Raw genomic sequence first — 25,399 nt, 5'->3', positions numbered from 1 at the left:
TTGGGAGTACAATGACCTTGTAAAAATTGCACAAGGAGGTGCCCCATGAAACTGACTTTTTTCGGCGCAGCCCGTGCCGTTACCGGCAGCTGTCACTGTGTGGAGTGCGGCGGGAAGAAGATTCTGGTGGACTGCGGCCTGCAGCAGGGCAGGGACGAGCGGGACAACCAGGAGCTGGATTTCAACGCCGGGTACATCGACGCGGTGGTAGTCACCCACGCCCACATCGACCACTCCGGCCGCATACCCCTGCTGGTGAAGCAGGGTTTTGAAGGCAACATCTACTGTACCCGTCTCACGGGGCAGCTGCTGTCCATCATGCTGCGGGACTCCGCCCACATTCAGGAGAGCGACGCCCAGTGGCAGAACCAGAAGGGTAAGCGCTCCGGCGCCGAGCCGGTGGAGCCCCTGTACACCGTGGCTGACGCGGAGGAGGCCATCAAGCACATCGTCACCTGCGAGTACGGCACCCGCCTCCAGATCGAGGACGGGGTGCGCATCCGCTTTGTGGATGCAGGCCATCTGCTGGGCTCGGCCAGCGTAGAGATGTGGCTCACCGAGGGGGACCAGACCCGCAAGGTGGTCTTCTCCGGCGACATCGGCAACCGGGATCAGCCCATCATCCGGGACCCTCAGTACATCAAGGAGGCCGATTACGTCCTCACCGAGTCCACCTACGGCGACCGGCTCCACGACATGAGCCAGAAGCCGGACTACACCGGGGACCTGGCCGCCATCATTGACGAGACCCTGGGCAAGGGAGGCAACGTCATCATTCCCTCCTTCGCGGTGGGCCGCACCCAGGAGCTGTTGTACTTCATGCGGGAAATGAAGGAAAAAGGTCTGGTGAAGAGCGTGCCCAACTTCCAGGTGGTGGTGGACTCCCCCCTGGCGGGCGAGGCCACCCGCATCTTCTCCGGCGACCTCCACGGCTATCTGGACGAGGAGGCCATCGCCGCCCTGAAGGGGGGCGCCCTCTTCCAGTTCCCCGGTCTCACCATTACCGAGTCCAGCGAGGAGTCCCGGGCCCTCAATGAGGACAAGACCCCCCGCATCATCATTTCCGCCTCCGGCATGTGCGACGCCGGCCGCATCCGCCACCACCTGAAGCACAACCTGTGGCGGCCGGAGTGTACCGTGGTCTTCGTGGGCTTCCAGGCGGAAGGCAGCCTGGGCCGGCGGCTCATCAACGGGGTCACGTCGGTGAAGCTCTTCGGCGAGGAGATTGCCGTCCGGGCTAAGATCGTAAACTTCCACGGCCTGTCCTCCCATGCCGACCGGGACGGCCTGCTGCGGTGGATCGAGAGCTACAATCCCCACCCCAAGCAGGTCTTCGTGGTCCACGGCGACGCGGAGGTCACCGAGATCTACGCCGACACCCTGCGCCAGCGGGGCTTGGCCGCCCACGCCCCCAACTATGAGGAGGTCTACGACCTGCTGGCCAACAAGATGCTCTCCCCCGGCCTGCCACCGGAGCAGAAGCCGGCGGTCACGCCCGGCGCCTCCCCCGCCTACCAGCGGCTGGAGGATGTGGGCCGCAAGCTGATGGAGGTCATCGCCCACAACAAGGGCGGCACCAACAAGGACCTGGGCAAGTTTGCCGACCAGCTGCGGGCCATCATCGAAAAGTGGGACCGCTGAATACAAAACACCAAGCGGGCCGTCCTTTGCAGGACGGCCCGCTTGGTGTTGTATCGGGTTTGATAGAGGATTTACATGCAGGTATAGCCGCCGTCCACCGGCACCATGACGCCGTTGACGTAGCTGGAGGAGGGAGAGGCCAGGAAGATGGCGGTGGAGTCCAGCTCGCCCTCGTTGCCGTAGCGCTCCATGGGGATGGCGCCCTTGGCGTACTCCTTGAACCAGTCGGTGTCCAGGGTGTCCTTGGTCAGAGGGGTCCAGAAATAGCCCGGGCAGATGGCGTTGACGGTGATGTTGTATTTGCCCCACTCGCAGGCCAGGCCCCGGGTCAGGTTGACCACGCCGCCCTTGGCTGCGTGATAGGGGGAGCAGGGGGCGATCTTGTTGCCCACCAGACCGTACATAGAGGCAATGTTGATGATGCGGCCGTACTTGGCGGGGATCATGGCCTGCTTGGCCACCTCCCGGGCCATCTTAAAGGTGCCGAACAGGTCAATGTTCAGCTCGTTGCCGAACTGCTCGTCGGTGATATCCTCAGCGGGGGCTGCGGCACCGGTACCGGCATTGTTGATCAGAATATCAATGCGGCCAAAACGGTCCATGATGGTCGTCACCGCTTCCTGCACCATCTGGGTGTCAGTGATATCGCAGCGTACTGCCAGGGTCTCCACGCCGTAAGTCTCGTGGAGCTCCTTGGCCACGGCGTCAATCTTCTCCTGACGGCGGGCCAGCGCCACAATGGAGCAGCCCTGATTGGCCAGTGCATGGGCCATCTGCACGCCCAGACCGGTGGAACAGCCGGTTACCACAGCAACCTGTCCGGTCAGATCAAAATAAGATTTCATCGGTTAGACCTCCTTACAGCAGTGAAATTATACTAATAAGTATATAATCTATACAAGTATTAGTGTAGCACTGGACGGGGGGACTGTCTATTGGGAGATATCACGGGAATTTGTGCAGGGATTTGTAGGATTTGCAGACACAAAATGGTAACCACTGAGAAAAAAGTAAGGCACGCCGAGGCACGCCTTACTTTTTTCTCAGTGGTTCACCATCCGAATTTGGCCCGGTAGCGCCACAGAAAGCCGATGGACAGCAGGCAGGAGATGGCCTCTGCTACCGGTACGGCAATCCACACACCGGTGACCCCCAGGATGCGGGGCAGCAGGAGCAGCCCGGCCATGAGGAAGCCGAAGGTGCGGGCAAAGGAGATAAGGGCGGAGGTCCGTCCGTCGGACAGGGCGGTAAAGAGGGCGGAGGCGAAGATGTTCACCCCGGCAAAGAGGAAGGTGGGGGCGAAGAAGTGGAAGCCCTCCAGAGCCAGGGCGTGGACCTGGGTGCCCGCCGGTGAGAACACCCCCACGATGACGGGGGCCAGCACCAGGGCGGCGGCCAGGATGCCCACGGCGGCGCACAGGATGAATCGGGCGCAGTGGCGGAAGGTGGCTCGCAGCCGGTCGTACCGCTCCGCTCCCTGGTTGAAGCTGAACACCGGGGCCACACCCATGGAGAAACCCAAAAACAGGGAGACCAGCAGGAACTGGGCGTAGAGGATGATGGTGATGGCGGCCACCCCTGCCTCCCCCAGCAGGTCCAGCATGATGATGTTGAAGAAGAAGGTGGTGACGGCGGTGGACAGATTGGTCACCATCTCGGAGGAGCCGTTGAAGCAGGCCCGGCCCAGCAGCCGCCAGTCCAGCTGGGGGCGGGCAAAGCGCAGGCCATCCTTCCGGGTGAGGAAGAAGATCACGCCGCACACCGCCGGGATGCAGTAGCCGGTGACGGTGGCCACAGCAGCGCCCGCGATGCCCATTTGCAGGGGCCCCATGTACAGCCAGTCCAGCACGCCGTTGGTGACGCCGGCGGCGATGGTGAGCCCCAGTCCCAGGCCGGGGCGGCCCGCCGCCACGAAGAAGCTCTCAAAGAGCAGCTGAAGCATGGCCATGGGGGCGAAGAGCAGCAGGATACGCAGGTAGCAGGCGGCGTCCGCCAGCAGCAGGTCGCTGGCCCCCAGCAGCCGGGCCAGGGGCTCGGCACCGAAGGCGGCCAGCAGGGCGAAGAACACCCCGGCGCATACTGCCGTCACGGCCAGGAAGCCGAAGGTGTGGCGTGCCCCCTCCAGATCTCCTGTTCCCATCCGGTGGGACACCACAGCGCTGCCGCCGGTGCCCAGCATGATGCCCACGGCCAGCACGATGCTGACGGCGGGATAGGCGATGTTGATGGCGGCCAGGGCGTTTTCTCCCACCAGCCGGGAGGTGAGCACCCCGTCCACAATGGTGTACAGGGAGGTCACCAGCATCATAATGGTGGTGGGCAGGGCAAAGCGGAGCAGTCCGCCCAGGGTAAAGTCCTGATCCAACCGATTTTTCATAGCCTGTGCCTCCTTTTCTATCAAGCATTTACAAACAGCACTGACCATGATAAGCTATCGGGTAACCCGATAGTCAAGAGGGAGGTTGGCCCCATGGCTCAAAACGATATGCGCTTTACCACCGGGGAGTTTGCTGCCCTGTGCGGCGTCACCAAGCACACCCTGTTTCACTACGATGAGATCGGCATTTTCTCCCCCGCCATCCGGGGGGAGAACGGCTACCGCTACTACGCCCCGGTGCAGATCGAGGTCTTTCAGGTCATTGCGGTGCTCAAGGAGCTGGGGATGCCCCTGGCCGAGATCCGGGCCTATCTGGACCGGCGCAGTCCCGAGAACCTGCTGGACCTGCTGGAGCGGGAGGGGGCGGCCCTGACGGAGAAGCTCAACCGGCTGCGGCGGCTGCGGGCCCTTATTGCACGAAAGGCGGAGCTGACCCGCCAGGCCATGGCGGTGTGTCCCGGCCAGGTCCGTGTGGAGGAGCAGCCCCGCCGGTGGTATGTGGCCACCGAGGCCCCCGGTATCGCCGACGCGGGCAAATACGCCCAGGTCATGGCCCGCCACATGGAGTACTGCGAGGCCCACCATGTGGAGAGCCCCTACGCCCTGGGAGCCATCCTGCCGGTGGAGTCCGCCCGGCAGGGAGACTGGGAGGGCTATACCCACTGCTACACCCAGGTGGACAAGCCCATCCGGGGGGTGCGGCTGCTCACCGCCCCGGCGGGGTCCTACCTGACCTACTACCACGCCGGCAGCTTTTACACCGTGTGGGAGGGCTATCGCCGCCTGCTGGAGTGGGCGGAGGAGAAGGGGCTCACCCTGGGGCCCTACTTCTGGGAGGACGTGCTGCTGGACGAGCTGGCGGGCAAGGGGTACGACCAATACCTGCTGCGTTTGTCGGTGGCCATTGAAACCCAGGATTTTTAGCAAAATTTAGAACAAATGTTTGCAATACGGGGGCGATTATGGTATACTGTAGTCGTATAAGACTGGATAAGGAGGGTCTGCCATGAAAACGCTCTCGCCCAAGCAGCAGCAGATCTACGACTACATCATTTCCTTTTCGGCCGAGCACGGCTATCCCCCTTCCGTCCGGGAGATCGGGGCCTATGTGGGACTGAAATCCCCCTCCACCGTCCACTTCCACCTGAAGGGCCTGGAGTCCGCCGGGCTCATCACCAAGGCGGAGGGCAAGACCCGCTCCATCACCGTGGCCCAGACCGAGCCCCCGGCGCCCCCGGAGGACAAGGTGCCTGTGGTGGGCAGCGTGGCCGCCGGCTCTCCCATTCTGGCCCAGGAGTGTATTGAGGACTATCTGACCTTTGACACCGGCGGACGGCCCGGTGAGTATTTTGCCCTCCAGGTCCGGGGGGAGTCCATGAAGTACGCCGGTATCCTGCCCGGGGACCTGGTGGTGGTCCACCAGCAGAGCGACGCCAACAACGGGGAGATCGTGGTGGCCCTCTTTGAGGACGAGGCCACGGTAAAGACCCTCCGCCGCAAGGACGGCCATGTGTGGCTCATGCCGGAGAACCCGGACTACGAGCCCATCGACGGCGAGGGCTGCACTATCCTGGGCAAGGTCACCGCCGTGGTGCGGCGGTACTGAGATGGACCGCATCGTCTTTGATACCCCTGTGGGGCCCATGGCCCTGGAGGGGACGGAGGAGGCCCTCACCGCCCTGTATCTGCCCAACACCCCGGCGGAGCCGGTGGGAGCAGAGACCCCTCTGCTGGCCCGGGGCCGGGAAGAACTGCTGGCGTATTTCGCGGGGAAGCGGTGGACCTTCGACCTGCCGCTGAAGCCCCAGGGCACCCCCTTTCAGCAGAAGGTGTGGTCCGCCCTGGCGGATATCCCCTACGGACAGACCATCACCTATGGAGAGCTGGCCCGCCGGGTGGGCTGCCCCAAGGGGAGCCGGGCGGTGGGTCAGGCCAATCACCGCAACCCCCTGCCCATTTTATTGCCCTGCCACCGGGTGGTGGGGGCCAACGGTACCCTCACCGGCTACGGAGGCGGGCTGGAACTGAAGGAATGGCTGCTGCGACTGGAGGGAATCTTATGAAGAGACTGTTTTCTGCCGCCGACGCCTATATCGCCAAAATGAATTGGAAGGACCTGGCCCTGGTAAAGCTGTGCCTGTGCTCCGTGGGCGTGCTGTTGGGCCTGGCTGCCCCCAAACGGGTGCGGAAGTGGGCCGCCTTTGGGGCGATGGTGGTGTTTGTGGCCACCTATCTGCCCATTATGCTGAAATTCCTCCCCCATCTCATTGGCTGGGGGAGAGAGGAGACGGACGCATGAAGCTGATCACCTGGAACGTCAACGGCCTGCGAGCCTGCCTGGGTAAGGGCTTTCTGGACTTTTTCAACGCCATGGACGCCGACGCCTTCTGCCTGCAGGAGACCAAGCTCCAGCCCCACCAGATCGAGCTGGACCTGCCCGGCTATCACATCTACTGGAACAGCGCCGAGAAGAAGGGCTACTCCGGTACCGCCCTCATCACCAAGACCGAGCCTCTCACCGTGACCTACGGCCTGGGCATCCCGGAGCACGACACTGAGGGCCGGGTCATTACCGCGGAATATGAGGACTTCTATCTGGTGTGCTGCTACACCCCCAACGCCCAGAACGAGCTGGCCCGCATCGACTACCGGATGCAGTGGGAGGATGACTTCCGCTCCTACCTGATGGACCTGGACCAGAAGAAGCCGGTGGTGCTGTGCGGCGATCTCAACGTGGCCCACGAGGAGATCGACCTGAAGAACCCCAAGAGCAACCGGGGCAATGCCGGTTTCTCCGACCAGGAGCGGGAGAAAATGACTACCCTGCTGGGCAGCGGCTTTGCCGACAGCTTCCGGGCTCTCTACCCGGACAAGACCGGGGCCTACACCTGGTGGAGCTACCGCTTCAACGCCCGGAAGAACAACGCGGGGTGGCGCATCGACTACTTCATTGTGTCGGAGCGCCTGCTGCCCCGGGTGAAGGACCAGATCATCCACGCCGACGTCACCGGCAGCGACCACTGCCCGGTGGAGCTGGACCTGGCGTAACAACCTGAAATATAAAAACGCCCTGTATTTTCCGAGGGGAAAATACAGGGCGTTTTCTAATTTTTAAAGAAACAGCTCGGGCTGACGGGGGGTACCCGCCTTCTCCTCCAGCATGGCGGTGGTGGCCTGGAGGGCGGGAGCGGGGATGGTGCGGGCGCCCCGGGGGCACACGGATACGCAGCGCATGCAGGTGATGCACCGCTCCGGATCGGTCTGGCTGGGCTGTCCCGTGGGGATGGCGCCCACTGGGCAGCGGGCGGCGCACACGGCGCAGGAGATGCAGCTCTCCCCGGCGGCGGGGTGGAAGGGGACCCCCTTCCAGTCCTTGTAGGGGGTGTTGCCCGGCACAGTCACCGGGGCCAGAGGCTCGGGACCGGCCAGCTTGTCCAGCACCGCACGGCCGAAGGCTGCGGCCTGCTCCAGGTCGGCGCTGTCCGGGCGGCCCTGGGCGATGGTGGGGGCGATGGAGTGCTGGGCCACGAAGGCGGCGGCAGCCACCACCTGGAAGCCGGCGGCGGTGAGGGCGTCCTTCAGCTCCAGCAGCGCGTCCTCATAGGCCCGGTTGCCGTAGACTGCCAGGGCCACGGCGGGGCCGGAGCCCTTCAGGGCGGCCAGCCGCTCCAGGGCAACAGCGGGGATGCGCCCGCCGAACACCGGCGCGGCGACCAGCAAGACGGCATTGTCCGCCACCGGGGTCTCCGGAACAGGACGGGACAGGTCGATGACCTGACTTGCGCCGCCGGTCACGGCCTTGGCGATGGCGGCGGTGCCGCCGGTGGGACTGAAAACAGCGGAAATCCAATGGGGTTCATTCATGGTGTGTTTCCTCCTTTTGCTCGCTGCGCCCACCGAAAAAACGACCTAAAATATCCGGCGGCGGAGTGGAGTCCTCCTTGGAGAGCAGGAACTTTTTGATGACGAAAATGAGGACCACCGCTGCCACCCCCAGCAGGGTGTCCATGGAGCTGGAGTGGCTCACCACCAGCTGACGGGCGATGGCGAAGAGCAGCACGTCGGTAACGGCCCGGGGGGTGTGGAGGATCAGCATCTTCACAAACTCCAGACCCACGACGATGTTCATGGTGTTGGCAAAAAACTCATTGAGGCTGAACTGTCCGATCATGAGATAGTTCAGGGAGTCCTTTCCGGTCAGCACCATCTGCACCACGGTGACCAGCAGGATGAACAGAGCAATGACCAGCTCCAGCACCCAGGCGGTCTTGAGGAGGAATTTGACAACGCTCCCTTTCATATGGGCGGCCCCTTTCCAAATGGTAATCTGCACAAATTATAACGGATAGCCCTGCCTGCGTCAACGCCGGGGAGGTATAGGGCGGGAAAATTCGGGTATGCTACCAAAATGAGATTGACTTGCCGGTCAAACTGTGCTATGATGGCCGCAGTTGAAAAGGGAGTAGTTTAAAGCCATACCATCAACATCACGGTCCGGTTTGCCGGCCTGGCGGTATGCACCCCATGGGTAACAAGACTTTTCGACAACTGCCGAGGAATTTCCGGCGGTTGGCGAAGGGTCTTTTTTCTTTACCCTTCGCCGGAACGCAAACTGGAAGGGAAGGAAATGCTATGACAGAATCCTATTACCGAAAGTCAGTCCAGCAGGCGCTGGACGCCCAACAGGCCAAGATGGAAGGCCTCAGCGACCAGGAGGCCGGCCGCCGCCGGGAGCAGTACGGCCCCAACAAGCTGTCCGAGGGCAAGAAGAAGTCGGTGGCCCAGGTGTTTGCCGAGCAGTTCAAGGATCTGTTGGTGATCATCCTCATCGTGGCCGCCGTCATCTCCGCTCTGTCGGAGAACGTGGAGAGCACCATCGTCATCTTCGCCGTGCTCATCCTCAACGCCATCCTGGGTACCGTTCAGTACCTGAAGGCGGAAAAATCGCTGGAGAGTTTGAAGGCCATGTCCTCCCCCTCCGCCAAGGTGCTGCGGGGCGGCGTGCGGCTGGAGATCCCCTCCGCCGACGTGGTCCCCGGCGACATCGTGCTGCTGGAGGCCGGCGACATGGTGGTGGCCGACGGCCGTGTGCTGGAGAACTTCTCCCTCAAGGTCAATGAGTCCTCCCTCACCGGCGAGAGCGAGGGCGTGGATAAGACCGCCGATGTCATTGACGCCGACCAGGTGGCCCTGGGCGACCAGAAGAACATGGTGTTCTCCGGCTCCCTGGTGACCTACGGCCGCGCCACCGTGCTGGTTACCGGTACCGGCATGAACACCGAGCTGGGCAAGATCGCCGCCCTCATGAACCAGACCCAGCAGCGCAAGACCCCCTTGCAGCAGAGCCTGGACAGCTTCTCCGCCAAGCTGGCCATCGTCATCATGGCCATCTGCGCCGTGGTGTTCGCCCTGTCTGTCTTCCGCACCGGCATGGACGTGCTGGACTCCCTCATGTTCGCCGTGGCCCTGGCGGTGGCCGCCATCCCCGAGGCCCTCAGCTCCATCGTCACCATCGTGCTGGCCATGGGCACCCAGAAGATGGCCAAACAGAACGCCATCATCAAGGACCTGAAGGCGGTGGAGAGCCTGGGCTCCGTCTCCGTCATCTGCTCGGATAAGACGGGCACCCTGACCCAGAACAAGATGACCCCCCAGAAGGTGTACGCCGACGGCTCCCTGCTGGAGGGCGACGACCTGGAGCTGGTCAACGATGTGCAGCGGCTGCTGCTGAAGGCCGCCCTGCTGGCCAGCGACGCCACCAACAACGAGGAGACCGGCGCCTCCATCGGTGACCCCACCGAGGTGGCCCTGGTCATGCTGGGCGAGAAGTTCGGCGTGGACGAGGAGGCCTACCGGGCTCAGCATCCCCGCCTGGGCGAGCTGGCCTTTGATTCCGACCGCAAGCTGATGAGCACTCTCCACGACATCGACGGGGTGCCCACCCTCTTCACCAAGGGCGCCATCGACGTACTGCTGGACCGGTCCAAGTGGCTGCTCACCCGGCAGGGCAAGGTGGAAATGACCCCCGAGCGCAAGGAGGAGATCGCCCGGGTCAACATGGAGCTGTCCATGGAGGGCCTGCGTGTGCTGGCCTTTGCCTACCGGGAGATGGATGCTGTCCGGCCCCTCACCCTGGAGGACGAGAACGACTTCACCTTCATCGGCCTCATTTCCATGATCGACCCGCCCCGGCCCGAGGCCATTCAGGCGGTGGCCGACGCCAAGCGGGGCGGCATCCGCACCATCATGATCACCGGCGACCACAAGGTCACCGCCTCCGCCATCGCCCGCCAGCTGGGCATCTTCCAGGACGGGGATGAGGCGGTGTCCGGCCTGGAGCTGGACCAGATGACCGACGCCGACCTGGATGAACGCCTGGCCAGAATCTCCGTGTACGCCCGGGTGTCCCCCGAGCACAAGATCCGCATCGTCAACGCCTGGCAGCGAAAGGGCAACATCGTGTCCATGACCGGCGACGGCGTCAATGACGCCCCCGCCCTGAAGAAGGCGGACATCGGTGTGGCCATGGGCATCACCGGCACCGAGGTGTCTAAGGACGCCGCCTCCATGATCCTGGCCGACGACAACTTCGCCACCATCGTCCGGGCGGTGGTCAACGGCCGCAGCGTGTACGCCAACATCCGAAACGCCATCCAATTCCTGCTCTCCGGCAATACCGCCGGCATCTTCTGCGTGCTGTATGCCTCCCTGCTGGCCCTGCCGGTGCCCTTCCAGCCGGTGCACCTGCTGTTCATCAACCTGCTCACCGACTCTCTGCCCGCCATTGCCATCGGCGTGGAGCCCGCCCGCAAGGGCCTGCTGGACCAGAAGCCCAGAGATCCCAAGGAGCCCATCCTCAACAAGTCCCTGCTCTCCCGCATCGGCGGCCAGGGCCTGCTCATCGCCATCGTCACCATGATCGCCTTCTACCTGGGCTACCAGGGAGGCGACGCCATGCTGGCCTCCACCATGGCCTTTGCTACCCTGACCCTGGCCCGTCTGTTCCACGGCTTCAACTGCCGGGGCGACGCGTCCATCTTCAAGCTGAAGCTCTCCGCCAACAAGGCCTCCATCGGCGCCTTCTTCGCCGGTGTGGTGCTGCTGATGCTGGTGCTCTTCACCCCCGGCCTCAAGAGCCTGTTCATGGTCTCCCCCGCCTTCGGACTGGCCAATCTGGGGCAGATCGTGGGTCTGGCCTTCCTGCCCACCCTGGTGATCCAGATCGTGAAGATCATCGCCGACCTGAAAAAGGGCAAGGACTAATCGCAAAAAAAGGCGCGCCCGCAAGGCGCGCCTTTTTCATGCAGAAAAACCGGGGCGCGGTGTTTCCACCGCGCCCCTTGCAGGATCGGGGATCGAATGGTTGAAGCTCCTTTCGCCTTTCGCCAGAGGGTGAGCTCACCCGGCACCGGCTTAAAAGGAGATGCGGAACCAATCGGACATCCGGTCCGCTTTTAGTATGTCCCGCCTCCAGTGCGCTATGTCAGGAAAAAACCGGTATAAAAACAGGCATACCTGCCCAAACTGGACATAGGATAAAACCGGTAAGAGTCCGGAGCAAGGAGGAAAGCATATGCCGGAAGCCGTCAAGCGCTTCAGCCTGCGCCGGCGGGATCGGGAACGGGATAGGACCCGCAGCGTGCTGCTGGAGGGACTGTCCCAGACCCGCGCCCTCATCGCCCAGGCCTATCAGGGATTCAACGATGCCTGTGACCCGGATCTCATTGAATCCTTTGTCTTTGAGATCAACGCCCTTCAGTCCCGCTACACCTACCTGTTGCGGCAGGTGAAGGAGCTGGACGGGGAGGAGACCGCCCGCACCGGATAAGGGGGCATGGGCCCTGCCGCCAAGGTTCTGGCACAGGAACAAGGAGGTGGCGGCGGTGGAACCACTGCTCAATGCCCTGCCCTGGGTGGCGGGGGGATTATTTCTGGTGCTGCTTCTGGCGGTACTGCGCAGGCCCCTGAGCTGGCTGGGCCGGCTGGCGGCCCGGACCGGCGTGGGGCTGGGGGTGCTCTACGTCCTGAGCTGGGCGGGGGGCGCCCTGGGGCTCCATCTGGGGGTCAACCTGACCAACGCCCTGGTGCTGGGGGTGCTGGGCGCGCCGGGCTTCGGCCTGCTGGTGGCCCTGGAGTGGATGCTGGCCGTATAGAGCGCCGAGGAGCGCCGTCCCCGGGGGGCGGCGCTCCTTTTTTATGGAGAAAAGAGGGTCAACGGGGAATAATTTATAATTGGGTCCATTTGTGTTCACAATTTTTTAAAATACGTATCGTAAAATAATGTCTGCTGAATTAACCGCCATGCGGTTTATTCGCGCGGCGGTAGCCGCGCAATTTTATAAAAACGGCTTGAAGTGGCCGTTTTTATGAAATTCAGCCATTGTTACAATGCGTATTTCCGTTGGTGCGTCTCAACGCACCAACGAAAGGTGCAAGGTTTTTGACGATATCGTCCAAAAACCTTGCACTTGAACAAAGCCAACAGACCTTGAAAGCAGGTGCTTTCAAGGTATTCTGCTTTGTTCAGTACGCATTATAATAATCCCTGCTAAAAATATCTGCCGGCTGTGTAGGTTCGGCAGCGGCCCATAGAGAAACAGTAAGGAGTGGACCTGATTTGAAACGCAAATGCGCGGCGCTGATCTGCGCCCTGACTTTATGCGCCGGACTGGCGCTGCCCGCCTCCGCGGCGGAGTTTGCCGACGTGGCCAAGGGATCCTGGTATGAGTCGGCGGTGAATGAAGTGGTGGACCTGGGCCTGATGAACGGCGTCAGCGACACCCTGTTTTCCCCCAATGCCACCGTCACCCGTTCCACCGTGGCCGTGGTGCTGTGGCGGATGGAGGGGGAGCCCACCCCGGTGTGGCGGGGCCACTTCCCCGACGTGCCCATCGACAGCTGGTACGGCATTGCCGCCGACTGGGCCTGCGAGGCCAAGATCATCAACGGCACCGACAAGGGTACCTTCAGCGACGGCGTGGTCACCCGGCAGGAGCTGGCGGTGATGCTCAGCCGCTATGACGAGTACAAGGGCCAGTCCATGGCGGAGGGGTCCCTGAATCTGTACAGCGACGCCAACCAGGTGGCCTCCTGGGCCAAGGAGGGCGTGGCCCACGCCATCGGCATGGGCTGGCTGGAGGGCTCCGACGGCAAGCTCTCCCCCAAGGGCACCACCACCCGTGCCCAGCTGGCCGTGATTTTACAGCGGATGAACACCCAGGCCATGGGTTGACCGGGCCGTTTCCGGCGCGGGCTATAGAAAGGAGAAACCCCCACATGGAAAAAGGCAACCTCTTCGTATCCTACCTCCGGGTCACCCAGCACGTGTCCCAGCAGTTCCGCAGCCACTACGGGCGGATGGATCTGACCTTCCCCCAGGCTATGGTGCTCACGGTGCTGGGGGAGGACGGACCGGTGCCCATCAGCACCCTGGCCGAGCGCACCGGCAGCGCCAACAGCACGGTGTCCGGCATCGTGGACCGGCTGGAGAAGCTGGGCCTGGCCAAGCGCCAGCGCAGCGAGACCGACCGGCGGGTGATCTACGTCAGCGCCACCGAGAAGTATACCGCCCTGCGGGACAAGGCCGCCACCGATGTGCGCAGCTACTTCTCCACCCTGATGGAGCATATGACGGAAGAGGACCGCACCCTGGTGGCCACCGCCCTGCAGAAGCTGGACGAGGCCCTGAGCAAGGTAGAGGAAGAGAAGGCAAACTGATTTTAGTAAGGAAGGGAAGAGGTGTCCGATCGTGAGGAGGTATGGTTACGACCCCTATCATGGGCGCAGCCGCGGCCGAACCGCGCTGAAAATTCTGATCGGGATACTGCTGTGCCTGCTGGTGCTGTCTGTGGCGGCCCTGTTGTTCCTGGAACCCTACATCCACTACACATCCGACGGCGTGCGGCTGGATCTGCCCTTCTTCCAGAACAAGGATGGGGAGCCCGCTCCGCCGGAGAACTCCACGCCCCTCCAGCTCACCACCCCCTCTCCCACCCCCACCAGCACCCCTGAGCCGGAGACCGACTTCCGGGGCGTGCTGCTGGCTGCTACTGCCATTACCGACGGCACCGCCCAGAGCCAGGTGGATGCCGCTGGCGGCACCGCCGCCATCTTTTCCATGAAGGAGACCGACGGCACTCTGGGCTATCAGTCCCAGACCACTCTGGGCACCTCCTCGGAGCAGGCGGGCATCAACGAGGCCATCCAGACCCTCAACGGGGGCGAGCTGTACACCGTGGCCTGGATCTCCTGCTTCCGGGACAACGCCCTGCCCTGGAATGACCGGGCCCTGGGCATCCACAGCAATTCGGGCAACTGGCGGGACGACGAGAGCATCCGCTGGAGCAGCCCGGCGGTGGAGTCGGTGCGCTCCTATGTGGCCCAGGTGTGCGGCGAGCTGGCCGGACTGGGCTTTGACGAGATCCTGCTGGACAACTGCGGCTTCCCCACCCGGGGCACCGTCAGCTATATCAAGAGCGACAGCAACTATGACCCCGCCACCCTGACCCAGACCATGGAGACCTTCTTCCAGACCCTGGACCAGACCATGGCCCAGTACCCCGAGGTGAAGGTGTCGGTGGTCACCAGCCTGACGGTGCTCAACGGCGGCTCCGACGGCAGCGGCCTCACCTTGGACCTGCTGAAGCAGTACGCCGACAAGGTCTACGTCCAGGTGGGCGAGGGGGAGACGGTACCCACCATTGAGGGCCTGGAGATCGTGCCCATCGTGAGCCAGGGCACCGATACCGGCAGCTGGGCGGTGCTGAGCTGAGAAAACCGCGAAAAAAGTTCAAAAATGCCTTGACTTTCGGAATGTTGACTGATATACTACTAGAGCCGCTTTGAATGGGAACCCAAGTGACCGACGTGACTGATGTGACGTCACGCTTCGGCCCTCCCCCGACAGCGAGCCCGTAATGAAGGAGTTGAAAACGTAATGCACGCAATCATCGAGACCGGTGGTAAGCAGTACAAGGTGGCTGAGGGCGATACCCTCTTCATCGAGAAGCTGCCCAACGAGGCCGGCGACAACGTGACCTTTGACAAGGTGCTGGCTGTCATCGACGGCGAGAAGATCACCGTGGGCACTCCCGTGGTGGAGGGCGCCAAGGTGGCCGCTTCCGTGGTGAAGAACGGCAAGGGCAAGAAGATCATGGTCTTCAAGTACAAGCCCAAGAAGGGTTACCGCAAGCGTCAGGGCCATCGTCAGCCCTACACCAAGGTGACCATCGGCGCCATCTCCCTGTAAGATGACTACCGTCTCTTTTCACATGGAGGGGGACCGCATCGTGGGCTTCACTGTGAAGGGCCACAGCGGTTACGCCGAAGCGGGGAGCGACATCGTCTGCGCTGCCGTCACCAGTGCCATCCGCCTGACCGAGTGCGCCGTCAACGACGTACTGGGCCTGGGCGCCTCGGTGAAGGTGAAGGAGCACGACGCGTCCATCACCCTGCGCATCCCCGGTGGGCTCAGCGAGACCGGCGAGAGCACCTGTCAGACTCTTCTGACTGCTCTCATGGTCCATTTCGCCAGCCTGCACGAGGAATATCCTGAGAATATTCTCGTACTGGAAGAGGATTGATCGGACAGTACGACGAACGTTTTAACACACAAGTTTGGAGGTGTGACACCATGCTGAACATCGGTATTCAGTTCTTCGCTCATAAGAAGGGCGTGGGCTCCACCCGTAACGGCCGCGATTCCGAGGCCAAGCGTCTGGGCGTGAAGCGGGGCGACGGTCAGTTCGTTCTGGCCGGCAACATCCTGGTCCGCCAGCGGGGCACCCATATCCATCCCGGCGTCAACGTGGGCAAGGGCAGCGACGACACTCTGTTCGCCATGAAGAGCGGCCGCGTGAAGTTTGAGCGCCTGGGCAAGGACCGCAAGCAGGTCTCTATCGTGGAGATCGCCCAGTAATTATGGGTATCATAAGCCTCGGACGGGAACCCGTTCGAGGCTTTTCTATTGGCAAGATGATGGCCGCAAGGCCAGACGAAGGAGGTTTTTATGGCAGCACCCTTTGTAGATACCGCCCGCATCACCGTCAAGGCGGGCAATGGCGGCAACGGCGCGGTGGCCTTCCACCGGGAGAAGTACGTGGCCGCCGGCGGACCCGACGGCGGTGACGGCGGCCGGGGGGGCAACGTGATCCTGGAGATCAACCCCCATATGTCCACCCTGATGGACTTCCGCTATAAGCGCAAGTACGTGGCGGGCAACGGCATGGACGGACAGGGCAAGCGCTGCTCCGGCAAGGACGGCGAGGATATGATCATCAAGGTGCCCCGGGGCACCGTGGTGCGGGACGCCGAGACCCAGGAGATCATCTGTGATATGTCGGAGACCGACCGCTTCGTGCTGGCCAAGGGCGGCAACGGCGGCTGGGGCAACAAGCACTTTGCCACCCCCACCCGTCAGGTGCCCCGCTTCGCCAAGGCTGGCCTGCCCGGTCAGGAGCGGCAGGTCATCCTGGAGCTGAAGCTGCTGGCCGACGTGGGCCTGGTGGGCTTCCCCAACGTGGGCAAGTCTACCCTGCTCTCCGTGGTGTCCAAGGCCCGGCCCAAGATCGCCAACTACCACTTTACCACCCTGTTCCCCAACCTGGGCGTGGTCTATGTGGACGAGGGCGTGTCCTTCGTGCTGGCCGACATCCCCGGCATCATTGAGGGCGCCTCCGACGGCGCCGGCCTGGGCCACGATTTCCTGCGGCACATCGACCGCTGCCGCCTGCTCATCCACGTGGTGGATGTGTCCGGCTGCGAGGGCCGTGACCCGGTGGAGGACTTTAAGGCCATCCAGGAGGAGCTGAAGCAGTACGGCCCCGACCTGGCCTCCCGGCCCATGATCGTGGCGGGCAACAAGGTGGACATCGCCGCCGACCGCACCGGTCTGGAGGCCCTGAAGGCCTACGTGGAAGGGCTGGGCATGCCCTTCTATGAGATCTCCGCCGCTGCCCAGCTGGGCACCCGGGAGCTGATGTTTGCCGCCGCCCGGGAGCTGGAGCACCTGCCTCCCATCACGGTGTACGAGCCCACCTATGTGGAGCGTCCCCCGGAGGTGGATATGTCCGAGCCCCTCAACATCATCCACGAGGAGGACACCTGGATCGTGGAGGGTCCCTGGCTCCAGCGGCTCATGGCCAACGTCAACTTCGGCGACTACGAGTCCCGCAACTGGTTCGACAAGATGCTGCGCCAGTCCGGCCTCTTCGACCGGCTGGAGGAGATGGGCATCCACGACGGGGATATCGTGTCCCTGTACAATCTGGAGTTCGAGTACCAGCGCTAACGAAACAGGGCCCGCCAGATGGCGGGCCCTGTTTTTGTTTTACTGGGAGATCGGGATGACCACATCCCCCACGGTGACCGAGGCCACCTCCTCCAGGGGACGGATGGAGTCAAAGATAATACCCATGGTGCATTTGGTCTTGCCGCCACTGGAGCTGGCACTGGTCGTGGCATTCTTGAGCTCCAGGGTGGAGCCGTCGGTGTAGGTGAGGGTCACGGGCAGGTCCCGGAAGGGGGCGTAGGGGTCGTTTGCCGCATCTTCCTGGCCGTTTTGCCGCTCCGCCTCCGGCGCCTCCTGATGGACGGTGTACTCCACCATGATGGACAGGGGGGAGAGGGTAATGCGGCCCAGGGTGGCGTCCATGCCGCTCACCTGAATCGCCTGTCCGGCGGGGAGGTCCATGGAGGAATCCTCAAAGTCCATGGTAAAGTCCAGGGTCCAGGGGCCCTCCGCCAGCAGAGTCTTGTTGGCATAGCTGTCGGTGGTGTCATAGAGCCCCCGGAAGGTGGTGCTCACCTTGCCCGAGCGGATGGGGGTGTCGGAGGTCCAGAAGGTCACAAACTGGATGGCGTTGTCGGTGGGGTCGGCGTCGTAGAAGTGGGAGAAGCCTCCGCCGCCTCCGGAGGACAGGAAGGCCAAGGGGCCGGTGGGCCGCAGGTCGTAGGACTCAAAGGAGAGGGGCAGGCGGCCCTCGTATTCCTCGCTGCCGTCCAGCGTCTCCTGGCTCACCAGGGGCTGCCCGTCCTCCCGGGAGATGGAGTAGACGATGGCGTAGGAGTAGGTGTCCCCCACGATGGCGTCGGCGGTGATGGTGATGCCGTCAGCGGTGACTGAGGCGCCGATGGGGTAGCCGATCTGGTCAATGACCTCGGTCTGGGTAGCGGGACCGAAGAGGGCGGAGAAGCGCTCCCCCACCTCCCCCAGCACGCCGGTGGCGCCTGCCACGCCCACGCTGAGGACCAGGGCGGCGATCTCCCTGGCGGAGTAGCCCTCGTAGTAATAGAGGTAGATGACCGTGCGGTATTTGGGGGGCAGCAGCTCCAGAGCTGCCAGCAGGGTGCCCTCCTCCGGCTGGGGGGCGGGCACGTGCTCCGCCGCGTCCAGGGCCACCGTGGTGCGTCGCCATCGGCTTTTCAGGTGGTCTTTGCACAGGTTGACGGCGGTGCGGATGATCCAGGCCCGCTCGTGCTCGATACTGTCAAAGGCCTTGGGGCCTGGAGCAGCTTGAGGAAGACGGTCTGGCAGATGTCCTGGGCGTCGGCAGTGCTGCCCAGATAGGTGTAGCTCAGCCGGAGGATCAGGTCGGAGTAGGTATCCACCAGCCGCTGGGCTTCCGCCCGGTCTGGTATGGGTGGCATGGCTGTCACGTCCTTTCCGTGGGATTGAAAAGCGCTTTCACCCACAATACGATTGAGGAACGCCGGATTCTTCATCTTTGCAAAAAAATGCGGAAGCCATTGGCTTCCGCATGGTCAGGACAGGAAAAAGTGCCAGTACAGCCACCCGCCCAGGGCGATCTGGGCGATAAGGATGGCGGGCAGGCCCCACTTGAAGTACCAGTGGCGGGTCTTGTGGTGGAAGGCGTACATGCCCAGGATGGCTCCCAGGGAGCCCCCCAGGACGGCCACCAGGAAGAAGGTCTTCTCGGGCACCCGCCAGCGATCCCGTTTGGCCTTCCACTTGTCCACACCCATAAGTATGTAGTCCAGGATGCTCCAGAAGAGCACCCATAAAGCCAGCCATTTCAGCATGACGATGCAAACTCCTCTCCCGCCCCCAGGGCGCACACAAAGCCGCCCCGGGTCTTGGTGGTGGCGTACCATAGCCTGAGATCCATGGTGAAGGCGTTGCCGTTGTCCACGATGGAGGCAATGTCCCCCTCCAGGCCCACAAGGGTCACCCAGTGCCACCGGTCCAGCTGCTTGATTTTGCCGTTGTCCAGGTTGAGGAAGGCCACCGGGCAGTCACATTTTAGGCTGGCTTCCACGAAGGCCCGCAGCTGCTCCCAGGGAGGACGCTTGGTGCGGGCGGAGGGGAAGGAGAAGAGGGTGGGCGTAAGCGGTACCCTCGCGGCCTGGCCGTAGGCCGCCATGCCCTCCACCATGTACTCCGGCCGGTTGAGCCCGTGGCTGCGGGGGGTGACGTACTCCCACACCCGGCACATGTGGCCGGTAAAGGTGGCGCAGTCTTTCCCCAATTCCAGACACAATGGGGAAAACTCCGGGCGCTGCTGGGCAAGATAGTGGAAAATCAGGGCGGCGGTGGTGGGACCGCACCCCGCCCGCTGCTGCCAGGGATCGGGGAACCAGTCCTGGTCCGCCCCGTGGCACAGCGCTCCGCCGGGGCCGGTCAGGTCCAGCCGCTCCGGATGAAGAATGAACGTGGGCATGGACCCACCCCCTTTTCTCGTAATTATTATCAGTATAGCATTGCTGTCAAGGCGGCGGCAGTTGCCAGCGGGGAAAAACTGTGCTATTCTGAGTACACTACCCCACAGGAGGAAGAGATGACCAAAACCGAACTGCTGAACAAGCTGGCCCGGGACGGGGAGGAGCGGCTGCTGCTGGCCCGGGCTATGGACAAGCTGGAGCTGGCCCGTACCCGGTCGGTCCTCGGCCATACCGGCTTTTTATCCCCACAGGAGCGGGTCAGTGTGGAAAACCTGCTCAACGCCTGCGGCCATCCTCGGCACCTGTTCTACGGCGGGTTTGAGGGGGCGGAGCGGACGGTGTGCGCCTTCCTCCCCGACTGGCAGGAGGAGGATATGTGGCTGGAAAGCGACTGTCCTATCAGGGCCGTCCGCTGTACCTGGTCCAACGGCACCCTGAGCCACCGGGACTTTCTGGGCTCCATTCTGGGCCTGGGCCTGGACCGGGAGAAGATCGGGGACCTGCTGGTGGGGGACGGCGAGTGCCACATCCTGGCCCTGGAGGACGTGGCCGACTTCCTAGTGATGAATCTGGACCAGGCGGGCCGGGTGCGGCTGAAGACGTCCGCCATGGAGCTGGCCGACCTGAAGCCCCCGGAGGTGAAGGTGAAACCCATCCGGGACACCGTCAGCTCCCTGCGGCTGGACGCGGTGGCCGCCGCCGGATTTTCCCTGTCCCGGGGCAAGGCAGCCGACCTGATCGCCTCAGGCAAGTTCCAGCTCAACCACCGGGAGTGCCTCAAGCCCGACCGCCCTGTGGCGGAGGGGGACGTGATGAGCTGCCGGGGCCTGGGCAAATGTGTCCTCAAAGAGGTGGGCGGCCCGTCCAAAAAGGGGCGAATTATGATTTTACTGGAGCGATATGTATAATGGATGAGAAAAAGATTGCCCGTATCAACGAGCTGGCCAAGAAGGCCAAAAGCGAGGAGGGCCTGACCCCCGAGGAGATGGTGGAGCGGGACCTGCTGCGGCAGGAGTATATCGCCGCCTACCGGAACAATCTGGTGGCCCAGCTGGAGAACACCTATATCGTGGAGCCCGACGGCACCAAGCACAAGCTGGGCAAGAAGCCCTAAAAAAAAGACGCCTGCCAGAATGGGCGGTGTCCATAAAACAGTTAATCGGCACAGCGCTGTGCCGATTGTGTTTTCAAGGTGACTATGATACCGTATAGACAATTCAACAAATCAAAATTTGACGGGGAGATAAGTCAATGCTTTTAGATGGATATGTAAAAAGTAAGAACAATACTCCTATTGCCGGAGCTAAGATTGAAATAAAGAACAACAGTTTTACTACTATCTACTGTGCAGATAGTAACGAGGATGGATACTATCAATTCGATATTCCCGGGGGGAAGTATCCTTTTTTAACTGCAGTAAAAGACTATGCGGTAAACTATTTGGAGTATTGGTGTCAAAACATGCCGCTTTTAGAAAACACTTCGTTGGATATTAGCTTTGATACATTGGAGATATACGGATTACATATTTTTTCTGTCAAAGGTGCAGGAAATGGTCTTATGATATACTTTAGACCTATGAGTTTGGTGAAATTTCAGGAAGGAAATGAAAACATAGCACCAGATGATATTTCCATTCGTGTGGAAGTTGATGGGAAAGAAACCGCTATTATTGCAAAGAACACAGTCGTAGAAGTAGCTGCTGATAGGGAAATGACAGCTTATTTGATTCAAGTTGAAGGAACCGATGCTTGGAATAAGATTGAAATTCAAATTGTAGATGCAGATAGCCATTATGGAGCTGCAGCAATTTTTAATCCTTGTGTGTAATGATTCAATTCTGCAAATTCCAGTTTATCGAACTGATTAAGGGCGCACTTCTATACACCTTTGGGTGTGTGGTGCGATGTGCAGTGCTGCACCGCACCACAGCCTCCCTTGTGTAAAGGGAGGTGGCACGGCGCAGCCGTGACGGAGGGAGTGTCATGCAGTCAAAGCATAATAAGCAGTTGGTTCCATTGGCAAAGCACTTGCGCAAAGAGATGACAAAAGAAGAAAAACACCTGTGGTATGATTTTCTGTGTTCCTATCCTGTGCGGTTCTCCCGGCAAAAAGTATTGGGAAAATATATTGCTGATTTTTATAGTGCGGAAGCCAAACTTGTGATAGAACTGGATGGCTCACAACACTATGAGGATGAGAATATGGACAAAGATGAAGAACGAACCACCTTCTTGGAAGGCTATGGATTGCAGGTTCTGCGGATTCCGAATAACGAAGTCAGCAGAAACTTCCGTGGGGTCTGCGAGTATATCGATGCTACGGTAAGACAATCCCTCAGTCAGCCTACCGGCTGACAGCTCCCTTTACACAAGGGAGCCTTTGGAGGATCTCTGCGCCTTTATCCCCACAAAGAAAAGGTCGAGTATCTACTGTTTAGATACTCGACCTTTAACTGTTTTACGGACACCTGTCTAACGGCAGGCGTCTTTTTTTTACGTCCCTTTGGAGAGGAGCTTCTTGTAGGAGAAGTCGATGGCGAAGGCCCCCAGGGGTGCGGTGACCAGGATAGCGATGACCGCCACGGTGAGGACGATCTGGCCGCAGGCCAGGCCCATGGCCAGGGGTACGCCGCCGATGGCGGCCTGAACGGTGGCCTTGGGCAGGTAGGCCAGCACGGTGAAGAGCCGCTCCGAGCGGGTGAGCTTGCTGCCTGCCACGCAGAGCAGCACGCCCAGGGCCCGGAAGCACAGCACACCCAGCACCGTGGCCACGGCGGCCAGACCGGCGGCTGCGGCATAGCCCAGGTCCACCTCGGCGCCTACCAGCACGAAGAGCATGATCTCAGCGCCTACCCACAGCTTGCCGAACTTGGCGGTGAGCCGCTGTGCCACCACCAGCCGCCAGCGCCGCAGGCCCAGACCGGCACCCAGCACCGCCAGCAGGCCGGAGAAGGGGACGGGGATCACGTCCTCCAGGGCCACCAGCAGGAAGGCCAGGCCCAGCAGGATGACCACTTTAATAGAGTCCCGCATGTGGAACTTGGCAAAGAACCTGGCCAGCACAAAGCCGATGAGCAAGCCGAAGGCCGCCCCCAGCACGATGGATACCGGCACCCCCGCCAGAGCGGCGGGAGAGAAGGAGCCGCCCTGGGCCATGCCGGTGAAGGAGGTAAAGAGGACGATGACGAACACGTCGTCCACCGAGGCCCCCGCCAGCACCATCTGGGGGATGCCCTTGGCGGTGCCATAGCCCTCCTCCATCAGCTTGAGCATCCGGGGCACAATAACGGCGGGGGACACCGCACCCACCACCGCGCCCATGATGGCGGCGTCCAGGGTGCTTACCCCCAGCAGCCGGGGGGCCAGGACCACCATACCCAGCACCTCAAAGGTGGCGGGCAGGAAGCACATGAGAATGGCGGGCCGTCCCGCCCGGCGCAGGTCATCCACATCCAGGCTCAGACCGGCCCGGGTGAGGATAATGACCAGGGCCAGCTGCCGCAGGTCGGCGGAGATCCCCAGCAGGCTGGGGGAGAGCAGATTGAGCACGCAGGGGCCCAGCAGAATACCCGCCAGCAGCATGCCCACCAGGGAGGGCAGCCGCAGCCTGGTGGCCAGGGTGCCCAGCACCAGGCCCAACAGCAGCACGAAGCCTAAACTTGTCAACATAACACACATCATCCCTTCCAGAGGGCAAAAAAAGAGCCAATGCTCCCTGCAACAAATTGCAGAAGTCATCAGCCAAATGGCGGTTCGGGCAAATGCCCCGGGCGGACCTCATCCCCGTATTTCTGTGGCAGTATACCACAGCCGCCGCCCCTTGTCAACAAGGGCAAAAGGGAGTATGATGGAAAAAACAAGACCACAGGAGGCCTTTATGATCTTCGATACCCACGCCCATTACTACGACGACGCCTTTGACGCCGACCGGGACGCCCTGCTGGCCCAGCTGCCGGACAAGGGGGTGGACCTGGTGGTGTGCCCCGGCTGCGACCTAGAGTCCTCCCGGCAGTCCATGGCCCTGGCGGAGCGCTACGACTATCTCTACTTTGCCGCCGGCTTCCATCCGGAGAACCTGGAAGGGGTAACCATGAACCAGCTGGATGAGATCCGCGCCCTGTGCGCCCACAAAAAGTGCGTGGCGGTGGGGGAGATCGGCCTGGACTACTACTGGGTCAAGACCCCCGAGGACCGGGCCAACTCCCGGGACTTCTTCGACGCCCAGCTCTCCCTGGCGGAGGAGCTGAACCTGCCCGCCATCGTCCACGACCGGGACGCCCACAAGGACTGCGTGGATATGGTTCGTGCCCATCCCAACGCCCGGGGCGTGTTCCACTGCTACGCCGGCAGCATTGAGGACGCCAAGGTGCTGGTGGACAAGGGGTGGATGCTCTCCTTCACCGGCAACATCACCTTCAAGAATGCCCGCCGGGCCCCCGAGGTGATAAGCTGGCTGCCCATGGACCGGATCATGCTGGAGACCGACGCCCCCTATATGGCCCCCGAGCCCTACCGGGGCCGCCGCTGCGACTCCTCCCTCATCCCCCTCATGGCCCAGACCGTGGCCCAGCTGAAGGGGCTGACCACCGAGGAGGTCCTCCGCATCACCCTGGAGAACGGAAAGCGCTTTTTTGGAATCGCATAAGGACGGCCCCAGGCCGCCCATTGATATGGAGGTAATGTACCATGATGACCATTTCCTATGAGTACGAAGGCGCCCTCTATGTGAACCTGACCAACCGGTGCGACTGCCGGTGCGTGTTCTGCCTGCGGCACAACGGCCACAAGGGCTCCATCTACGCCGACGACCTGTGGCTGGAGCATGAGCCCACCCGGCAGGAGGCCCTGGACGACCTGCTGGCCCGGGACTACTCCAAGTACCGGGAGCTGGTGTTCTGCGGCTTCGGCGAGCCCATGTACCGCACCGACGATATCCTGTGGCTGGTGGATCAGCTGAAGGAGAAGGTGCCCAACCTGCCCCCCATCCGCATCAACACCAACGGCCACGCCAACCTGATCCTGGGCCGGGACGTGACGCCCGAGTTGGCCGGGCGCATCGACACCGTGTCCATCTCCCTCAACGGCTCCACGCCGGAGGAGTACTGCGCCGTCACCCAGCCCAAGGACGGCGTAAAGGCCTGGGAGGCCATGCTGGACTTCGCCAAGAAGGCCACGGCCCATGTGCCCCACGTGGTCATGACCATTGTGGACAAGGACAAGACCCAGGAGGACATCGACCGCTGCCGCAAGATCACCGAGGATCTGGGGGTCACCCTCCGCATCCGGGCCTACATTGAGGATTAACAAAAAGACGGGGCGCTGCTGATGCAGCGCCCCGCTTGTCTGTTATTCAGCCGGAACAAAGGCGGCCACCGCCTGACGGAAGGCGGCCTGATCGCCGTCGCTGCCGTGGAGGCGGATGGTCACGGGATGGGACAGATCCAGGGAAAATAACCCCATAATGGACTTTCCGTCCACCACATAGCGGCCGGAGAGCACGTCCACCTCACAGAACGAGCGGGTAGCGGCGTTGACGAACTGGCGGACCTCCTCAATAGAGGCCAGAGAGACCTGAAATTCAGACATGGGGCACCTCCAGAATGAACTGCTTGCCAATGGCCGAGCGAGTCTTTATAATAGAACCAATCGTTCTGAATTCTATTATAGACAGGCGTCCATGGATTTTCAACCAAAATCCGGC

32 protein-coding genes and 1 riboswitch are annotated in these 25,399 nt (G+C 61.9%); of the genes, 22 read left to right on the top strand and 10 right to left on the bottom strand.

Annotated elements, in window-relative coordinates; translation table 11 throughout:
• Positions 1-45 precede the first annotated feature (45 nt).
• Positions 46-1,641 (top strand): MBL fold metallo-hydrolase, encoded by a 1,596-nt coding sequence (locus J9789_RS14720; RefSeq protein WP_209346438.1) that lies wholly within the window; start codon positions 46-48, stop codon positions 1,639-1,641.
• 71 nt (positions 1,642-1,712) lie between these two features.
• Here J9789_RS14720 and J9789_RS14715 read toward each other — a convergent pair whose 3' ends face one another.
• Complete coding sequence (locus tag J9789_RS14715) at positions 1,713-2,486, bottom strand: SDR family oxidoreductase (protein WP_209346437.1); 774 nt, start codon at positions 2,484-2,486, stop codon at positions 1,713-1,715.
• A gap of 206 nt (positions 2,487-2,692) precedes the next feature.
• Positions 2,693-4,018, bottom strand: a complete 1,326-nt coding sequence (locus tag J9789_RS14710) for an MATE family efflux transporter (RefSeq protein WP_209346436.1) — start codon at positions 4,016-4,018, stop codon at positions 2,693-2,695.
• Positions 4,019-4,111: 93 nt separating this feature from the next.
• Between J9789_RS14710 and J9789_RS14705 the strand changes: the two genes are divergently transcribed.
• The 5 genes from J9789_RS14705 (at position 4,112) to J9789_RS14685 (ending at position 7,066) form a co-directional block, all read left to right on the top strand.
• Complete coding sequence (locus tag J9789_RS14705; protein ID WP_209346435.1) at positions 4,112-4,942, top strand: MerR family transcriptional regulator; 831 nt, start codon at positions 4,112-4,114, stop codon at positions 4,940-4,942.
• Positions 4,943-5,024: 82 nt separating this feature from the next.
• On the top strand, positions 5,025-5,624 hold the full coding sequence (lexA, locus tag J9789_RS14700) for a transcriptional repressor LexA (RefSeq protein WP_209346434.1): 600 nt from the start codon (positions 5,025-5,027) through the stop codon (positions 5,622-5,624).
• Between the two features lies 1 nt (position 5,625).
• Positions 5,626-6,081 (top strand): methylated-DNA--[protein]-cysteine S-methyltransferase, encoded by a 456-nt coding sequence (locus tag J9789_RS14695; protein ID WP_209346433.1) that lies wholly within the window; start codon positions 5,626-5,628, stop codon positions 6,079-6,081.
• A complete protein-coding gene (locus tag J9789_RS14690; protein ID WP_209346432.1) occupies positions 6,078-6,317 on the top strand; it encodes a permease of phosphate ABC transporter in 240 nt (79 codons plus the stop codon). Before J9789_RS14695 ends, J9789_RS14690 begins: the two co-directional genes overlap by 4 nt.
• The gene (locus J9789_RS14685; RefSeq protein ID WP_209346431.1) at positions 6,314-7,066 is read left to right on the top strand and encodes an exodeoxyribonuclease III; all 753 of its coding nucleotides are present in this window, start codon (positions 6,314-6,316) and stop codon (positions 7,064-7,066) included. The genes J9789_RS14690 and J9789_RS14685 overlap by 4 nt, the downstream gene beginning before the upstream one ends.
• Before the next feature lie 63 nt (positions 7,067-7,129).
• On the opposite strand, the gene J9789_RS14680 is transcribed toward J9789_RS14685, so the two are convergent.
• Positions 7,130-7,882, bottom strand: a complete 753-nt coding sequence (locus J9789_RS14680) for a 4Fe-4S binding protein (RefSeq protein WP_209346430.1) — start codon at positions 7,880-7,882, stop codon at positions 7,130-7,132.
• Complete coding sequence (locus tag J9789_RS14675; RefSeq protein ID WP_209346429.1) at positions 7,875-8,318, bottom strand: hypothetical protein; 444 nt, start codon at positions 8,316-8,318, stop codon at positions 7,875-7,877. The genes J9789_RS14680 and J9789_RS14675 overlap by 8 nt, the downstream gene beginning before the upstream one ends.
• 332 nt (positions 8,319-8,650) lie before the next feature.
• Between J9789_RS14675 and J9789_RS14670 the strand changes: the two genes are divergently transcribed.
• The 10 genes from J9789_RS14670 to obgE all read left to right on the top strand — a co-directional run bounded on the left by J9789_RS14670 (position 8,651) and on the right by obgE (position 17,306).
• A complete protein-coding gene (locus tag J9789_RS14670) occupies positions 8,651-11,281 on the top strand; it encodes a cation-translocating P-type ATPase (RefSeq protein ID WP_209346428.1) in 2,631 nt (876 codons plus the stop codon).
• Positions 11,282-11,591: 310 nt separating this feature from the next.
• On the top strand, positions 11,592-11,846 hold the full coding sequence (locus J9789_RS14665) for a DUF2508 family protein (RefSeq protein WP_209346427.1): 255 nt from the start codon (positions 11,592-11,594) through the stop codon (positions 11,844-11,846).
• A gap of 55 nt (positions 11,847-11,901) precedes the next feature.
• Positions 11,902-12,171, top strand: coding sequence for a pro-sigmaK processing inhibitor BofA family protein (locus J9789_RS14660; protein ID WP_209346426.1), 270 nt, complete (start codon positions 11,902-11,904; stop codon positions 12,169-12,171).
• 464 nt (positions 12,172-12,635) lie between these two features.
• Positions 12,636-13,250 carry an S-layer homology domain-containing protein gene (locus tag J9789_RS14655; protein WP_209346425.1) on the top strand — a complete coding sequence of 205 codons (615 nt, stop codon included), beginning with the start codon at positions 12,636-12,638 and terminating at the stop codon, positions 13,248-13,250.
• Positions 13,251-13,294: 44 nt separating this feature from the next.
• Entirely contained in the window at positions 13,295-13,735 is a 441-nt protein-coding gene (locus J9789_RS14650) for a MarR family transcriptional regulator (RefSeq protein ID WP_209346424.1), read from the top strand.
• Between the two features lie 31 nt (positions 13,736-13,766).
• Positions 13,767-14,789, top strand: a complete 1,023-nt coding sequence (locus J9789_RS14645; RefSeq protein ID WP_209346423.1) for a putative glycoside hydrolase — start codon at positions 13,767-13,769, stop codon at positions 14,787-14,789.
• 165 nt (positions 14,790-14,954) lie between these two features.
• Positions 14,955-15,266, top strand: a complete 312-nt coding sequence (gene rplU / locus J9789_RS14640) for a 50S ribosomal protein L21 (protein ID WP_191434387.1) — start codon at positions 14,955-14,957, stop codon at positions 15,264-15,266.
• Between the two features lies 1 nt (position 15,267).
• On the top strand, positions 15,268-15,600 hold the full coding sequence (locus J9789_RS14635) for a ribosomal-processing cysteine protease Prp (RefSeq protein WP_209346422.1): 333 nt from the start codon (positions 15,268-15,270) through the stop codon (positions 15,598-15,600).
• Positions 15,601-15,650: 50 nt separating this feature from the next.
• Positions 15,651-15,935 carry a 50S ribosomal protein L27 gene (gene rpmA / locus J9789_RS14630; protein WP_209346421.1) on the top strand — a complete coding sequence of 95 codons (285 nt, stop codon included), beginning with the start codon at positions 15,651-15,653 and terminating at the stop codon, positions 15,933-15,935.
• Positions 15,936-16,025: 90 nt separating this feature from the next.
• The gene (obgE, locus tag J9789_RS14625; RefSeq protein WP_209346420.1) at positions 16,026-17,306 is read left to right on the top strand and encodes a GTPase ObgE; all 1,281 of its coding nucleotides are present in this window, start codon (positions 16,026-16,028) and stop codon (positions 17,304-17,306) included.
• A 39-nt stretch (positions 17,307-17,345) separates the two neighbouring features.
• On the opposite strand, the gene J9789_RS17180 is transcribed toward obgE, so the two are convergent.
• From J9789_RS17180 to J9789_RS14610, 4 genes are all read right to left on the bottom strand, one after another.
• Positions 17,346-18,416 carry a sigma factor-like helix-turn-helix DNA-binding protein gene (locus J9789_RS17180; RefSeq protein ID WP_348633701.1) on the bottom strand — a complete coding sequence of 357 codons (1,071 nt, stop codon included), beginning with the start codon at positions 18,414-18,416 and terminating at the stop codon, positions 17,346-17,348.
• A 23-nt stretch (positions 18,417-18,439) separates the two neighbouring features.
• Complete coding sequence (locus J9789_RS17175; RefSeq protein ID WP_245185300.1) at positions 18,440-18,664, bottom strand: sigma factor; 225 nt, start codon at positions 18,662-18,664, stop codon at positions 18,440-18,442.
• A 114-nt stretch (positions 18,665-18,778) separates the two neighbouring features.
• The gene (locus J9789_RS14615; RefSeq protein ID WP_348633700.1) at positions 18,779-19,057 is read right to left on the bottom strand and encodes a DUF1294 domain-containing protein; all 279 of its coding nucleotides are present in this window, start codon (positions 19,055-19,057) and stop codon (positions 18,779-18,781) included.
• The gene (locus tag J9789_RS14610) at positions 19,051-19,695 is read right to left on the bottom strand and encodes a hypothetical protein (RefSeq protein WP_245185299.1); all 645 of its coding nucleotides are present in this window, start codon (positions 19,693-19,695) and stop codon (positions 19,051-19,053) included. Before J9789_RS14610 ends, J9789_RS14615 begins: the two co-directional genes overlap by 7 nt.
• Positions 19,696-19,812: 117 nt before the next feature.
• On the opposite strand from J9789_RS14610, the gene J9789_RS14605 reads away from it, so the two are divergent.
• The 4 genes from J9789_RS14605 to J9789_RS14590 all read left to right on the top strand — a co-directional run bounded on the left by J9789_RS14605 (position 19,813) and on the right by J9789_RS14590 (position 22,053).
• Positions 19,813-20,604, top strand: coding sequence for a YlmH/Sll1252 family protein (locus J9789_RS14605; RefSeq protein ID WP_209346419.1), 792 nt, complete (start codon positions 19,813-19,815; stop codon positions 20,602-20,604).
• Positions 20,604-20,810: a DUF896 domain-containing protein gene (locus J9789_RS14600; RefSeq protein ID WP_209346418.1), complete on the top strand. Its 207-nt coding sequence runs from the start codon at positions 20,604-20,606 to the stop codon at positions 20,808-20,810. The genes J9789_RS14605 and J9789_RS14600 overlap by 1 nt, the downstream gene beginning before the upstream one ends.
• 137 nt (positions 20,811-20,947) lie before the next feature.
• Positions 20,948-21,526, top strand: coding sequence for a carboxypeptidase-like regulatory domain-containing protein (locus J9789_RS14595; protein WP_209346417.1), 579 nt, complete (start codon positions 20,948-20,950; stop codon positions 21,524-21,526).
• Between the two features lie 155 nt (positions 21,527-21,681).
• Positions 21,682-22,053 carry an endonuclease domain-containing protein gene (locus J9789_RS14590; protein ID WP_209346416.1) on the top strand — a complete coding sequence of 124 codons (372 nt, stop codon included), beginning with the start codon at positions 21,682-21,684 and terminating at the stop codon, positions 22,051-22,053.
• A gap of 138 nt (positions 22,054-22,191) precedes the next feature.
• Here the strand turns inward: J9789_RS14590 and J9789_RS14585 are convergent, their stop codons facing one another.
• Positions 22,192-23,367, bottom strand: coding sequence for a cation:proton antiporter (locus tag J9789_RS14585; protein ID WP_209346415.1), 1,176 nt, complete (start codon positions 23,365-23,367; stop codon positions 22,192-22,194).
• Positions 23,368-23,419: 52 nt separating this feature from the next.
• Positions 23,420-23,492, bottom strand: a riboswitch (Fluoride riboswitch).
• Between the two features lie 83 nt (positions 23,493-23,575).
• Here J9789_RS14585 and J9789_RS14580 point away from each other — a divergent pair.
• Both J9789_RS14580 and J9789_RS14575 read left to right on the top strand, forming a co-directional pair.
• The gene (locus tag J9789_RS14580) at positions 23,576-24,343 is read left to right on the top strand and encodes a TatD family hydrolase (protein WP_209346414.1); all 768 of its coding nucleotides are present in this window, start codon (positions 23,576-23,578) and stop codon (positions 24,341-24,343) included.
• A gap of 41 nt (positions 24,344-24,384) precedes the next feature.
• Positions 24,385-25,002, top strand: coding sequence for a TatD family nuclease-associated radical SAM protein (locus J9789_RS14575; protein ID WP_209346413.1), 618 nt, complete (start codon positions 24,385-24,387; stop codon positions 25,000-25,002).
• Between the two features lie 42 nt (positions 25,003-25,044).
• Here the strand turns inward: J9789_RS14575 and J9789_RS14570 are convergent, their stop codons facing one another.
• Positions 25,045-25,284, bottom strand: coding sequence for an HPr family phosphocarrier protein (locus J9789_RS14570; protein WP_209346412.1), 240 nt, complete (start codon positions 25,282-25,284; stop codon positions 25,045-25,047).
• Positions 25,285-25,399 lie beyond the last annotated feature (115 nt).

Source organism: Flavonifractor sp. AGMB03687 (assembly GCF_017811815.1).
GTDB lineage: Bacteria > Bacillota > Clostridia > Oscillospirales > Oscillospiraceae > Flavonifractor.
This window is presented reverse-complemented; position numbering and strand designations above follow the sequence as displayed.

Bases quoted from the DNA above. Each gene is read 5' to 3' on its own strand.
- J9789_RS14720 (WP_209346438.1), top strand. From the start codon at position 46: ATGAAACTGACTTTTTTCGGCGCAGCCCGTGCCGTTACCGGCAGCTGT.
- J9789_RS14715 (WP_209346437.1), bottom strand. From the start codon at position 2,486: ATGAAATCTTATTTTGATCTGACCGGACAGGTTGCTGTGGTAACCGGC.
- J9789_RS14710 (WP_209346436.1), bottom strand. From the start codon at position 4,018: ATGAAAAATCGGTTGGATCAGGACTTTACCCTGGGCGGACTGCTCCGC.
- J9789_RS14705 (WP_209346435.1), top strand. From the start codon at position 4,112: ATGGCTCAAAACGATATGCGCTTTACCACCGGGGAGTTTGCTGCCCTG.
- lexA (WP_209346434.1), top strand. From the start codon at position 5,025: ATGAAAACGCTCTCGCCCAAGCAGCAGCAGATCTACGACTACATCATT.
- J9789_RS14695 (WP_209346433.1), top strand. From the start codon at position 5,626: ATGGACCGCATCGTCTTTGATACCCCTGTGGGGCCCATGGCCCTGGAG.
- J9789_RS14690 (WP_209346432.1), top strand. From the start codon at position 6,078: ATGAAGAGACTGTTTTCTGCCGCCGACGCCTATATCGCCAAAATGAAT.
- J9789_RS14685 (WP_209346431.1), top strand. From the start codon at position 6,314: ATGAAGCTGATCACCTGGAACGTCAACGGCCTGCGAGCCTGCCTGGGT.
- J9789_RS14680 (WP_209346430.1), bottom strand. From the start codon at position 7,882: ATGAATGAACCCCATTGGATTTCCGCTGTTTTCAGTCCCACCGGCGGC.
- J9789_RS14675 (WP_209346429.1), bottom strand. From the start codon at position 8,318: ATGAAAGGGAGCGTTGTCAAATTCCTCCTCAAGACCGCCTGGGTGCTG.
- J9789_RS14670 (WP_209346428.1), top strand. From the start codon at position 8,651: ATGACAGAATCCTATTACCGAAAGTCAGTCCAGCAGGCGCTGGACGCC.
- J9789_RS14665 (WP_209346427.1), top strand. From the start codon at position 11,592: ATGCCGGAAGCCGTCAAGCGCTTCAGCCTGCGCCGGCGGGATCGGGAA.
- J9789_RS14650 (WP_209346424.1), top strand. From the start codon at position 13,295: ATGGAAAAAGGCAACCTCTTCGTATCCTACCTCCGGGTCACCCAGCAC.
- rplU (WP_191434387.1), top strand. From the start codon at position 14,955: ATGCACGCAATCATCGAGACCGGTGGTAAGCAGTACAAGGTGGCTGAG.
- J9789_RS14635 (WP_209346422.1), top strand. From the start codon at position 15,268: ATGACTACCGTCTCTTTTCACATGGAGGGGGACCGCATCGTGGGCTTC.
- rpmA (WP_209346421.1), top strand. From the start codon at position 15,651: ATGCTGAACATCGGTATTCAGTTCTTCGCTCATAAGAAGGGCGTGGGC.
- obgE (WP_209346420.1), top strand. From the start codon at position 16,026: ATGGCAGCACCCTTTGTAGATACCGCCCGCATCACCGTCAAGGCGGGC.
- J9789_RS17175 (WP_245185300.1), bottom strand. From the start codon at position 18,664: ATGCCACCCATACCAGACCGGGCGGAAGCCCAGCGGCTGGTGGATACC.
- J9789_RS14615 (WP_348633700.1), bottom strand. From the start codon at position 19,057: ATGCTGAAATGGCTGGCTTTATGGGTGCTCTTCTGGAGCATCCTGGAC.
- J9789_RS14610 (WP_245185299.1), bottom strand. From the start codon at position 19,695: ATGCCCACGTTCATTCTTCATCCGGAGCGGCTGGACCTGACCGGCCCC.
- J9789_RS14605 (WP_209346419.1), top strand. From the start codon at position 19,813: ATGACCAAAACCGAACTGCTGAACAAGCTGGCCCGGGACGGGGAGGAG.
- J9789_RS14600 (WP_209346418.1), top strand. From the start codon at position 20,604: ATGGATGAGAAAAAGATTGCCCGTATCAACGAGCTGGCCAAGAAGGCC.
- J9789_RS14595 (WP_209346417.1), top strand. From the start codon at position 20,948: ATGCTTTTAGATGGATATGTAAAAAGTAAGAACAATACTCCTATTGCC.
- J9789_RS14590 (WP_209346416.1), top strand. From the start codon at position 21,682: ATGCAGTCAAAGCATAATAAGCAGTTGGTTCCATTGGCAAAGCACTTG.
- J9789_RS14585 (WP_209346415.1), bottom strand. From the start codon at position 23,367: ATGTTGACAAGTTTAGGCTTCGTGCTGCTGTTGGGCCTGGTGCTGGGC.
- J9789_RS14580 (WP_209346414.1), top strand. From the start codon at position 23,576: ATGATCTTCGATACCCACGCCCATTACTACGACGACGCCTTTGACGCC.
- J9789_RS14575 (WP_209346413.1), top strand. From the start codon at position 24,385: ATGATGACCATTTCCTATGAGTACGAAGGCGCCCTCTATGTGAACCTG.
- J9789_RS14570 (WP_209346412.1), bottom strand. From the start codon at position 25,284: ATGTCTGAATTTCAGGTCTCTCTGGCCTCTATTGAGGAGGTCCGCCAG.